Source organism: Methanoculleus sp. UBA430 (assembly GCF_002506585.1).
Lineage (GTDB): Archaea > Halobacteriota > Methanomicrobia > Methanomicrobiales > Methanoculleaceae > Methanoculleus.
Genome location: NZ_DAXW01000009.1, coordinates 124,553 through 136,099 on the forward strand (window position 1 = coordinate 124,553; position 11,547 = coordinate 136,099).

Consider the following 11,547-nt stretch of genomic DNA (forward strand, 5'->3'; position numbering starts at 1 on the left):
TACAGGTTCGCGGTCCTCCGCAAAAAGGTGAACGAACCGGGACGGGTGTCAGGATCTTGCGTCCTCGCCCAGCACCTTCTGCCGGGTCCGCTCCAGGGTGTCGATGAAGTCCTCTACCTCATAAGGGTTGAGTCCTTCGCTCGTGGAGCCTTCACGTTCGAGGTAGACGATCTGGAGGAGCGCGTCTTTGAGGATCTCAAGACGGCTCTCCGGCGGGAGGATTATCTCGAACCGGCGGAAGATACGGTCGGATATGCAGACGAAATCACCGTGCATGGACGCAAACGAGAGGATTTCGTCTGCTGAAGGAACATCGCCCTGGCTCACCTCGACTTCCAGGACTGCGGGCGCATCGCCGCCCTCTTCTGCAAAACAGCGGGTGACCCTGATCTTCGTGGCTGCTCCTCCGGTTCCGGCGAACTATTCTCTACAGAGAATAATATAGTTGCGATGACGGGGAGGAGATCTTCCCCGTTGGGCATCGGGGTCATGCCGGCACGGCGGAAGGGACGTGCCAGTCGGGCGACGCGGGGCGGTGAGGGCAGGACGCGAGAAGGCAGGTCGCGCTTCACAGGGAGTCTCCCCCTCAGGCATCTCCCGGCTTACCGCTCCCCGCCATGCTCTTTCCGGGAATCCCCTGCCGTTCGGTCCGCCTCCCGCATGCGGGCGAGATGCCCCCTCTCCTCAGACCGGACCTGCTTCTTCCGGTCCAGTTCCCATGAGAACCGGTCGAACTCCGTCTGCACCCCCCGGCACTCCGCCTGAAGGGCTGCGATCCGGGCTTCGAGCACCTTCCGCTTCCGGTCGGCCTCGATCTGCCGGACCCGGAGCTCGTCCTCGCGATTCCGCAACTCCGCCTCCTCCTCCATCTCCCTGATGTAGCGCGCCGAGCCGGTCAACACCCCGCCCGGCCCGAGATAGACGTCCGCGAGATCGATCCCTTCACCGGTGACGATGACCTCCCGGATCTGGTTGGAGTGCGCCATGCCCCGGGACTTCAGGACATACAGGCCCCGGTTCCGCTCGCCGCCGGACTCGATGAACTTGAGGAGGATCCATGTGTCCATCAGCGACGATATCTCGATCTTTGTCTGTTCAGAGGTTCCCTCCGCCTGCGTCAGGTCGGTGAAGAGCCCGGTGATATGGTTGACCTTCAGATAATCGACGAACCGGACCAGCATCGCCTTCGCGTCTGCCTCGCTGCTCACCGAGATGAGGCTCGATATGGGGTCAATGACGACCGCGTCGGGCCGCAAGACCTGCACATCCCGGAGCATGGTGGCGAGGTGCGTCTCGAGGCCGTACGCCGTCGGACGGGAAGAACGGATTACAAGGTTTCCCGCATCAATCCAGGGCTGGAGATCGATCCCGATAGACCGCATGTTCCGCACGATCTGGCCCTGCGACTCTTCAAAGGCGAAGTAGAGACACCGCTCACCCCGCCGGCAGACCGAGTCTGCGAAGGCAGCGGCGAAACTCGTCTTGCCGGTGCCCGGCGCGCCTGATATCAGGACGCTTGAACCCCGGAAGTAACCCCTGCCGTCGAGCATCGCGTCGAGCCGTTCGATGCCGGTGGAGACCCGGTCTTCGAGGGCTTCGTGGTCGAGGCTGAGGGTGGTGACCGGCATGATGACGATACCTTCGTTCCCCGTGATCAGGAACGGGTACTCGTTCGTGCCGTGGGTGGAGCCGCGGTACTTAACGATGCGCAGGCGCCGGGTCGAGATCTGGTTGGTCACCCGGTGGTCGAGGAAGATGACGGCGTCGGAGACGTACTCCTCGAGACCGTGCCGGGTCAGGTTTTCGCCCTGGCCGCTCTCGCCGGTCACGACCGCCGTGACGCCTTTCTCCTTGAGCCAGGAGAGGAGCCGGCGAAGTTCGGCGCGGATGATGCCTTCGTTTGAGAGACCTGAGAAGAGGACCTCGATGGTATCGAGCGCCACCCGTTTCGCCCCGATGGAATCGATCGCGTAAGCAAGCCTGATGAAGAGCCCGTCGAGGTTGTACTCGCCGGTCTCCTCGATCTCGCTCTTCTCGATCCGGACATAGTCGATAGCGAGTTTCTCCTGCGCGATCAGCCGGGGGAGGTCGAAGCCGAGGGAGTGGACGTTCTTGACCAGGTCCTCCGCCGTCTCCTCAAAAGAGACGAAGACGCCGGGCTCGTTGTACTGCGTCGCCCCGCTCACCAGGAACTGCATGGCAAAGAGCGTCTTCCCGCTCCCGGCCTTTCCAACGACCAGCGTCGGCCGCCCCTTCGGGAGCCCGCCGGCGGTGATCTCGTCAAGACCGTGGATGCCGCTCGGCACCTTTGCCAGAGCGAATTCGGTATCCCCGGACGGTGCCGGAGCACCTGCAGCCTGATCCATATTCTTTTGATGATCTGTATTTACCATATACATTACCCCGAAATCTGGTGACCCGGTGCTTCGTTACGCCGTACAGGACGCCCGGAGGGAGCCGTATCCCCGATGGAGCCGCGCAGAGACACGATCCCGTCCGGGGTCTTCCGGGTCCGGGACCCGGCACAACATTCAGGCCTTTCTCAGCGTGAACTGGAATGCTGCACCGCACTCCGGGCGGCCCGGCACCCGATCGGCGGCCCAGATCCTGCCGCCGTACCGTTCGACCAGGATCCGGGCCAGGTAGAGCCCGAGCCCCTCGCCGACGCCTCGCTGCTTCTTCTCATAGCGGTGGAAGATCGCCTCCTTATCGGCATCTAAAACACCGGGGCCGGTATCCGCCACCGTTACCCACACAAACCCGCCTGCATCCTCCGTCCGGATGGCGATCGCGACGTCGGGACCGCCGTGCTTGATGGCGTTGCCGATCAGGTTTGAGAAGACCTCCGGGAGGAGTTCGTCACCCAGCACGAGGGATGAAGCGCCGGCGTAGTTGATGCTGCCGTCAGGATACCGGCCAATCTCATCGCGGATGATCGTATCGAGGTCAACCGGCCGGATATCGGGCGGTCCGGTATGGATCCGCCGGATCTTCGAAACAAGGCCAAGGATCTCGATGCTTTTCCCAATGCTCCGCTGGAGTTTCGCCGCATAATCGGCAGCTTCACCGTCGAGGGTGGCAAGGAGCAGCTCGGCATAAAGGTTCGAGACATTCTCGGTGTTGCCGATATCATGCGTCAGGATATCCAGGTAGAGGTTCGCCTCCCGGTGCGCACTCTCGAGCTCGTGATGAAGCCTGGCCCGTTCTTCCTCGGCACGCTTCTGCTCGGTGACGTCGGCGGCTACGCCGATGAGGCGATGAGGCCGCCCTTCCGGGTCCCGGCACACCAGGCCCCGGCTTGCAATCCAGCGGATGGAACCTTCGGACTGGCGGCGGATGCGGAATTCAGCCATGTATTCGCCGTTATGGGCGATGGCCTCATCTATGGCCTGCCGGATCCGGGGCCGATCCTCCGGCACCACGATGGTCCTCCAGTCGTCGCGGGTCTGCAGTGCGCCGGCATCGGGAACACCCCACAATTTCACCAGCGCTTCAGAGGGAATAACCTTCCCGGAGGCCAGGTCGATCTCCCAGGGTGCGAGACTGGCGGCATCGAGAGCCATCGCCAGCCGCTCCTCGCTCGCGCAGGGCCTGGTTGGACCTGGCAAGCTCGGCGGTCCGCTCTTTCACCCGGGTCTCGAGTTCGGCGTAGGCTTTCCTGAGAAGTTCCTCCGACTGCTTTTGCCCGGTCAGGTCCGTGACAACCAGGGAGAAGACCTGTATCCCGTCCATCCGCAGGAGTTTCAGGGAGAGGTGTACCGGCACCAGGTCCCCGCCATGCGCCTGGAGCGTGCTCTCGCCCGCGGTGCCGGAGGGGTTCCCGTCCTCCATCATCCTCCGGAAACTCTCTGCAGAGGCAGGGGCGATGAAGGCGTGGATCGGCTCTCCCATCAGGCTTTGATGGGGCATGCCGAGAAGCCGGGCGAACGACTCGTTGCAGTAGAGGATGGTGCCGTCGGTGGAGAGTGTTGCAGCCCCTTCCCACATCTGCTCGACGAGTACACGATAGGGGTGTTCGGCGGTGTTTAAGGTATAGACCTTCTCGCCCTCGTCCGTCGAGACGAGGAAGGCATCGACCTCCCCCCTCCGGATCGCCGAAAGGGTCTCTTCAGCCTCCGCAAAGCCTCCATAGAGTTCTTCCAGCACGCGGAGGAGTTCTTCCTCTCGCGGTAATCGGGGAATGTTCATGTTGGATGGGTTACCTGGAGGGTAGTTTTCGGTGGAGCGCACAGTCACTCCAGCTGTTTAATCCCGAGCCCGACAAGGACACGATCTTCGTCCGACATATCCCCGATCAATCTCCTGATCGGCAGGGGAAGCTGCTTGATGAGCATGGGCACCGCGAGGATCTGGGCGTCTTTTGCCAGTTCGGGGTGCTGGTAGATGTCGATCACTTCAAGATCGTAACTCCCTTTGTAGCTCGTCTCAAAGATGTTCTTGATGTTCTCGATCGCCCTCTGCGACCGCGGGGTCATCCCGGCTACGTAGAGCCGCAGAATATAACGGGAGTCCATACTCTTCAGTGCCGTCTCGAACTCTTCCGCGGTCAACGGCCTGTTCCGGCCCTGATTGTCGCTCTCGTTACTCACTCGGTCAACCCCCTTAGAATCTAGGTTTTATCCCCCGGTCGCAGATCGAGGCCGACCAGCACCTTCTCCGTATTCGAGAGATCACCGATGATCTTTCTCAAGGGCGGGGGAAGTTTCCGGACCAGCGTGGGGACGGCGAAGATCTGGTCGCCTCTCGCGAGTTGAGGCTGTTCGACGAGATCGATCACCTCGATCCGGTATCGGCCGGCAAGATGCTCCTCGCAGAACTTCTTCAGGTTTGCGAATGCCGCGAGCGATTTAGGTGTCTGGCCCGCGACGTAGAGCCGCAACTCCCATACCTCTCCGTTCTCCTCCCCGACCGTCTCCTGATGCGTACTCATCGTACTTCCTCTTTCCCTCTCGACTACTCAAACATTCCGTCGCCGGTCGCTGCCTCGGTTGCCACAGTTCTCCGGGCGGTGCCTGCTTCGAGCCTGCTGTGGAACCGGTTCTTCTATCGGAATTCCGGTGCTGTTCCCGACCCGGATCGAGCGAGCTCCAGGGTGCTCCCCGGGCCGGGGGCGGGACGCTGCGGGTGGGAGCCGGGAAAACAGCCATGCCAAAACCATTTAAGCAGGTTTATCCGCTTGAGGGCGGAGATCTCCTCATGAGACGATTATACCTCCTCATCGCACTGCTGCTCGTGGTCCCGGCGGCGGCGGTCGTCCTCACTTCGGAGAGCGGGTGGACTGCCGGCACCGACGCCGGGTCAAAGCAGGTTGCCGCGTTCGGCAACGGCACGCGCTACGAGGCAGGATCGTACCATATCGTCGTCCTCTCCGGCACCTACCGGGAGATGGGACGGCAGTATGGCGCCCTGATGAAGGACGAACTCCAGGAAGAGTACGCGATGCTCCGCTCCCACTTCACGGCCAACGGATACACCGAGGCGGAGATCGGCGAGTTCGCTACAACGGCAACGGCGCTCCAGGCAAAACGCATGAAGGAGATCCGGGCGGGAATCGCGGAGACGTCCGGTCTTTCCGTAGAGGAGGTCGATATCCTCTACGAAGGCCCGATCGTCTACCTCGTAACTTATGGGGCGAAGGCAGGGTGTTCGTTCATGGCGGTATGGGGCAACTACACCCCTGACGGCTCGGTGGTCCTCTCCCGGAACTACGACCTGCCCGACGTATTCTCGGTCTTTTACCCATACTACACCCTCGCGGTCTACAACCCGACCGACGGGAGCAACGGCGTGGCGACCTTCGGCCCGGCAGGGGCACGTTCCGAGACCCTGATGAACAGCGCCGGCCTCTTCATCGCCGACGACAACGCCGTGGACTCGGGCAGTAGCCTTGAGATCGCCGGCAGGCCCGACCTGATCGGGGAGTTCTTCCGGCTGATGCTCGACTACTCCGATATGGAAGGGCTCGACGCCGGGATCATGACCACCCGTGCGGACTGCGCCTGGATCGTGAACGCGGCAGGACCGGACCGGGCCTACTCCTACGAGGAGACCGTGTATGACATCAAGCGCCGCGAGGGTCAGGGCGTGATCGCGGCCGCGAACCACTTCGTGGACCCGTCCTGGCGGCTTGCGGTGCCCCCGGCGGATCATTCGACCTCGCGGTATGACAATCTTCTGCGCCTCGCCGAGGAGAACCGGGGTTCGATCGACGGGGAACGGATGGTCGCGATCCGCGACGTGCTGCTGGAGGACGGGGGCGCGACATTCCGGCACAGTATGCTCGAGGGTATGCCGTACTCCTCAGATCACCAGGTGATCTTTGTCCCGGAGACCCGTACGCTCTGGCTGAAAGTCGTGGACCGGGACTGGCAGAAGGTGGAGCTCGGACCGCTCTTCTCGGTGTGAGGGGGCCCGGCCTCTCCTCTCCCTGCTCTCAGGGAGCAGGAGCCTGCCGTGATCCCGGGCTGCGGCAACAGACGATCCGGGTATAGGAGAAAGGGCAGACGAGAGGCACAGGTGACGCGCCAGGATCCTGAAAAAAGGTATTGGAGTCGGTTCACTTTTCGAAGTACGCGACGATGTTTTGGAAGATCTGCATGTTCATCGATTCGGTGGGCAGGGGTTTTCCCTCGCGCCGCAGGTGCTCTTTTTGGGTCGGCCAGTCGTAGAGGTTCACGAACTCCATGGCCCGCTCGGGGTGCGGCATCAGGCCGAGGACCCTGCCGTCCGCCGAGGTGATCCCGGCGATGTCCGCAAGCGAACCGTTCGGGTTGTAGGGGTACTCCCCTCCCGCTGGAGAGAGGTCGTCGCGGCAGTAGCGGAACGCGACCATCTTCTCGCGCTCGATACGTTTCAGGGTCTCTTCCGAGCAGGAGAAGTTCCCCTCGCCGTGGGAGACCGGGCAGTAGAGGTGCGTGATGCCCCGCGTCCAGAGGTTCTCCACCGCAGGCTTCAGGGTGACGAACCGGCACTCGAGCACGCCCTTCCGGTTCGGCATCAGGGCGATCTCGCGGGGACGAACCTGCTCGAACGCGGGGATCAGGCCGAGGTTCGCGAGGATCTGAAACCCGTTGCAAATCCCGAGGACGAGGTTGTCCCCCGCGAGGAAGTCTTTGAGGTCGCTCCAGAGGTTGTTTCTGACGCGGTTTGCGTAGGCGTTGCCGGCACCCGTATCGTCGCCGTAAGAGAACCCGCCGGGGAAGACCATCAGCCGGTAGTGGGAGAGGGCCTTCTCGCCCGCGATGAGGTCGTTGATGTGGACGATGTCGGATGCCATCCCGGCCCGCATCAGGGCTTCCCTGGTCTCCATCTCGGAGTTGATGCCGTAACCGCTCATGATGAGGGCTTTTGCCGGGGTCTTGGTAGTAGTCATCTCAGTACCTCCCGAAAGGTGCCTTGTATGCTGCTTCCATCGCCGTGATGGGCTGCTCGATGAGGGTCTTTCCTCCTGCCGATACCCGGAAGACCGTGCCGTCGACGTGGCCGAGGAGGTTTGCGTCGCCGCCGAAGAGCTCCTCGAACGCCTCGCGGTCGGAGGGAGCGATCGTGACGACGAACCGCCCGAGCGACTCCGAGAAGAGGTAGCAGTCCGGGCGCATTCCGCCGGGAATGGTGATGTCCATGCCGACCCTTCCCGCAATCGCGACCTTTGCAAGGGCGACGAGGAGGCCCCCGTGGGTGACCGGGAAGGCAGAGGCGACGATCTTCTTCTCGATCGCGTCGGTCATCCTCTCGTAGCATGCTTTTGCCGTCTCGATATCGAGGGCCGGGACCGTGCCTCCCTCGATGCCGAGGTGCGCGAGGTACTCCGACCCGCCGAGCTCCTCGTTGGTCTCCCCGACGACGTAGACGAGGTCGCCATCGAACTTCGCGTCCATCGATACGGCGGTGGCAACATCGGGGTGGATGCCTATCGAGGAGATGAGGAGCGTCGGGAGTACGGAGACCTTGACGGGGTTAGAGTCCGCGTCGAACCCCGAGAAGTCGTTATACATGCTGTCTTTCCCGGAGATGTAGGGCGTGCCGAACCCGACCGCGCCGTCACGGCAGCCGAGCGCGGCCCGCTTGAGCTGCCAGAGCCGCTCTGGCTCATCGGAAGAGCACCAGCAGAAGTTGTCGAGGAGAGCGATCGTGTCCATCGGAACGCCTATCGCTATCAGGCCCCGGATGGCCGTGTCGATAGCGGCGATCGCCATGCGGTAGGGATCGAGCTCCGTGTAGGAGGGGAAGAGGCCCTGCGAGAGCCCCACGCCCTTCATCGAATCCAACACAACCTTCGTCAGCGTGGCTGAGGCCTGGACCCGCCCGCTCCCCTGCACGGGCCCGAGGACGTGCCCTCCCTGGACGGTATGGTCGTAACGGGTCGAGATGAACTCTTTCGAGCAGATGTTCTTTCTCGTGAGCATGGCAAGGAGGAGGTCGTCGAGCCGGTCCGGGCACGCGAACTCGGGCTCGGGATAGGTCGTCGTCACGGGCAACGTCTGGAGGTGCTTCTTCGGCAGACCGTCGTGGAGGAACTCGAGGTCGATATCCATGACGGTCTCGCCGTTGTACTCCACGACGCACCTGCCGGTATCGGTGAATCTCCCGATGACCGTGGCCTCGACCTCCCGCTTTCGCATCAGGTCCATGAACGCGTCTACCTTCTCCTCCGGGACGGCGAGCGTCATCCGCTCCTGCGACTCGGAGATCCAGATCTCCCACGGCGCCATGCCGGGGTACTTCAGCGGCACGCGGTCGAGGAGGACATGGCACCCGCCGGACTCCCTCGCCATCTCCGCGACAGAGCAGGAGATCCCTCCGGCCCCGTTGTCGGTGATGCTCCGGTAGAGGTCGAGGTCGCGGGCCTCCTTGACGATGACGTCGGAGAACTTCTTCTGGGTGATCGGGTCGCCGATCTGGACCGCGGTCACCGGGCTTGCCGGGTCGAGCGCCTCCGAGGAGAAGGTGGCCCCGTGGATGCCGTCCTTGCCGACCCTGCCGCCCACCATGACGATGAGGTCGCCGGGGAGGGCCTGCTTCTCGTGGAGCAGTCTCCCGTTACGAGCACGCGGCATCACGCCGACGGTGCCCGCAAAGACGAGGGGTTTGCCCACGTAGCGGTCGTGGAAGTAGCACCAGCCCTGTGGCGTCGGGATGCCGGAGCAGTTGCCTCCTACATCCACACCGCGGACGACGCCCTCGAAGATCCTCCTGGGGGGGATGATGGGGTTTTCCCGGTTCTTCCCGCGGAAGAGGGCCGGTTCGGTCTCGGGGTCGCCGACGCAGTAGCCGTAAATGTTGATGCAGGGTTTTGCCCCGAGGCCGAACCCGATCGTGTCGCGGTTCACCCCGACGATGCCGGTGAGGGCGCCGCCGAAGGGGTCGAGGGCCGAGGGGGAGTTGTGGGTCTCGACCTTGCAGGTCACGAGGTGCTCGTCGTCGAAGACGATTGCCCCGGAGTTGTCGGTGAAGACCGAGACACAGATGTCCTTATCACCTTTCGCCTCGCGGATGGTGTTGGTGGCCGCCTGGATGCAGGTCTTGTAGAGCCCCCGCGGAAGGTCGTCGTCCATCGCTGATGCAAAGATAGTGTGCTTGCAGTGCTCGCTCCAGGTCTGGGCGAGTGACTCGAGTTCGACGTCCGTCGGCCTCCTGCCGAGCCCCCGGAAGTAGTCCCTGATCGCGTGGAGCTGGGCGAGGTCGAGTGCGAGCGGCCCCCTCCGCTCACCCGTCTCGGGGTCGGTGATACCCTCTTTCCCGATGCGTGCGAGGTCCGCGTCGGGAAGGTCGAGGTCGACGGTCCCGGCCGCCTGGAGTTCGTCGAGGCGGACGAAGGGCGTGATCGTGTCCATCCCCGTCTCACCGTACTCCTCGCGGCTCCTGACGTGGACGCGGTTGACGAGCGGGTTTGCGAGGGCAGCGGTGAGCCTCCGGAGGGAGTCGGGGGTCAGGTCGCCGGCGACGAGGTAGAGCTGCGACGAGAAGACCGCCTCCCCTTCGCCGAACCGGAACCCGAAGTAATCCTCGATGGTCTGCTTTGCCGTCGTCCCGGCGTTGTCGGTGACGCCGGGCAGGAACCCGACCTCGATCGCGTGGTCAAAGTCGGCCTCGGTCGGCCGGTCTACGGAGTATCGCTGGACAACGGGGTTGCTGAGCTGCGCACCGATCTGCGAGAGCTCGTCAGGGGAGAAGTCCCTCTGGGAGGTCGCTATGGTATAGACGTCGACGAGATGCAGATCGCGCAGGGGGACGCCCGGCGAGCGGAACCTCTCGGTACGCGTCTGCAAGCGTGGATCGCGGGAATAGTGTACCTCTATCCGGTGGACGTGAGAGGCCATGTATATATATGGGTGCGATCGGGTGAAAAGAGCTGCGATGGGGTGGGGGTGTGCGGTTGGGTCGGAGGGGGTCCGGGTGAGATTTGAGGAGCTTTAACTATACCCTCTCTTTTTCAGCACGCCTGTGCCTCCGGGGCGTGCCGAACTCATTTTGGGCGTATTTTCAAATGAGGTCAATAATGGACATCTACAAACTTTTTCTCGCTCTGATGATATGCAAAACATCAAAATAAAAAGGAATGGTATCCTTTGGCGGATCTTCTGGATTGACTAAAGCCCTTCGAAAATCTGATTTTTCATAGAATTCTACAGAGGTTGGCTTAAAGTCAACAGTTAGAATTCTACAACCAACATGTTCAGTGATGTCGCCCACTATAGAAAAGATTTCTATGAGCATATTGGTTCCAATACCGCGATGCCGGTAATTGTCGTGAACTGCCAGCCTTGCAATTTTTATTGCCGGGTAATATCGATATTTATAGCCCCTTATTCGATCTCCCCGTATCATCTCCTCTTTTTCGATGCAATCGGTTACAAGCGTAAAATATCCCACGAGAGCCTCTCTCCAGAACACAACTTGCGTGACAGAGAAGAAACTGTTCTGACACCGTAAGGCGTCTTCTTTTAGGAACTCCTCTAAATCAACTTCTTCGGGATTACTACAACAAGAAAAAGAATTAACATCAATTCCTTCGTGGAGAGTGACATACTCCAACTCTTCATCAGGAATTGGTTCTGCCATTAAGATCGCTTTTGAGAACGCACCGCAGCCTCCCTGACTAAAAACTGGCCGCGTGTACTCAGGTCATTGTGCTCAAGGAATCTCTCGAACCTGCGAGCATCCTCGCCTTTTAATTTCAATCCTAACTCTATAGCCTTCGCCATTACACCCACCCCGCACATGTGGCGTGCATATGTGTTACATATGTAATACGATGAGATATACGCATCTGAAGAACTAATATATGTTTCCATACCTCTCGCCCATGAAATGATCGAGAATATGAAGCTCAGTTTTAAAATAGGCTAATAAGTTGGCCTTTTAAGCCCCAGCCGAGATTTGAACTCGGGACCTGCTGATTACAAGTCAGCCGCTCTGCCAGCTAAGCCACTGGGGCATACCTTATATTGTGGATCGTCCGCGCTAAAAAAGATGGCGCCGGTTCTCCTCACCCCTCCCCGGCATCTTCTGGCTGATCACCATAACTCCCACCTGACGGTGCTCACG

The 11,547-nt window shown here is 61.3% G+C and carries 10 protein-coding genes and 1 tRNA gene; 1 reads left to right on the forward strand and 10 read right to left on the reverse strand.

All coding sequences use genetic code 11. The features are described 5' to 3' along the window. Positions 1-48: 48 nt before the first annotated feature. The 6 genes from BRA49_RS06795 to BRA49_RS06820 all read right to left on the reverse strand — a co-directional run bounded on the left by BRA49_RS06795 (position 49) and on the right by BRA49_RS06820 (position 4,930). Positions 49-327 (reverse strand): hypothetical protein, encoded by a 279-nt coding sequence (locus tag BRA49_RS06795; RefSeq protein WP_292384631.1) that lies wholly within the window; start codon positions 325-327, stop codon positions 49-51. 275 nt (positions 328-602) lie between these two features. Next, on the reverse strand, positions 603-2,366 hold the full coding sequence (gene kaiC / locus BRA49_RS06800; protein ID WP_292384632.1) for a circadian clock protein KaiC: 1,764 nt from the start codon (positions 2,364-2,366) through the stop codon (positions 603-605). 165 nt (positions 2,367-2,531) lie between these two features. Beyond that, positions 2,532-3,563: a PAS domain-containing sensor histidine kinase gene (locus BRA49_RS06805; RefSeq protein WP_292384634.1), complete on the reverse strand. Its 1,032-nt coding sequence runs from the start codon at positions 3,561-3,563 to the stop codon at positions 2,532-2,534. Beyond that, on the reverse strand, positions 3,493-4,188 hold the full coding sequence (locus BRA49_RS06810) for a PAS domain-containing protein (RefSeq protein ID WP_292384635.1): 696 nt from the start codon (positions 4,186-4,188) through the stop codon (positions 3,493-3,495). The genes BRA49_RS06805 and BRA49_RS06810 overlap by 71 nt, the downstream gene beginning before the upstream one ends. Before the next feature lie 44 nt (positions 4,189-4,232). After that, positions 4,233-4,589 (reverse strand): circadian clock KaiB family protein, encoded by a 357-nt coding sequence (locus BRA49_RS06815; RefSeq protein ID WP_292384636.1) that lies wholly within the window; start codon positions 4,587-4,589, stop codon positions 4,233-4,235. A 20-nt stretch (positions 4,590-4,609) separates the two neighbouring features. Further along, positions 4,610-4,930: a circadian clock KaiB family protein gene (locus tag BRA49_RS06820; RefSeq protein ID WP_292384637.1), complete on the reverse strand. Its 321-nt coding sequence runs from the start codon at positions 4,928-4,930 to the stop codon at positions 4,610-4,612. 266 nt (positions 4,931-5,196) lie between these two features. On the opposite strand from BRA49_RS06820, the gene BRA49_RS06825 reads away from it, so the two are divergent. Then, positions 5,197-6,405 carry a C45 family autoproteolytic acyltransferase/hydolase gene (locus BRA49_RS06825; RefSeq protein ID WP_292384638.1) on the forward strand — a complete coding sequence of 403 codons (1,209 nt, stop codon included), beginning with the start codon at positions 5,197-5,199 and terminating at the stop codon, positions 6,403-6,405. Between the two features lie 151 nt (positions 6,406-6,556). Here the strand turns inward: BRA49_RS06825 and BRA49_RS06830 are convergent, their stop codons facing one another. The 4 genes from BRA49_RS06830 to BRA49_RS06845 form a co-directional block, all read right to left on the reverse strand. Then, positions 6,557-7,372 (reverse strand): phosphoribosylformylglycinamidine synthase subunit PurQ, encoded by an 816-nt coding sequence (locus BRA49_RS06830; protein ID WP_292384639.1) that lies wholly within the window; start codon positions 7,370-7,372, stop codon positions 6,557-6,559. Position 7,373: 1 nt separating this feature from the next. Beyond that, a complete protein-coding gene (locus BRA49_RS06835) occupies positions 7,374-10,268 on the reverse strand; it encodes a phosphoribosylformylglycinamidine synthase subunit PurL (RefSeq protein ID WP_292384640.1) in 2,895 nt (964 codons plus the stop codon). 238 nt (positions 10,269-10,506) lie between these two features. Further along, entirely contained in the window at positions 10,507-11,061 is a 555-nt protein-coding gene (locus BRA49_RS06840; protein ID WP_292384641.1) for a GNAT family N-acetyltransferase, read from the reverse strand. 303 nt (positions 11,062-11,364) lie between these two features. After that, positions 11,365-11,437, reverse strand: a tRNA-Thr gene (locus BRA49_RS06845). Positions 11,438-11,547 lie beyond the last annotated feature (110 nt).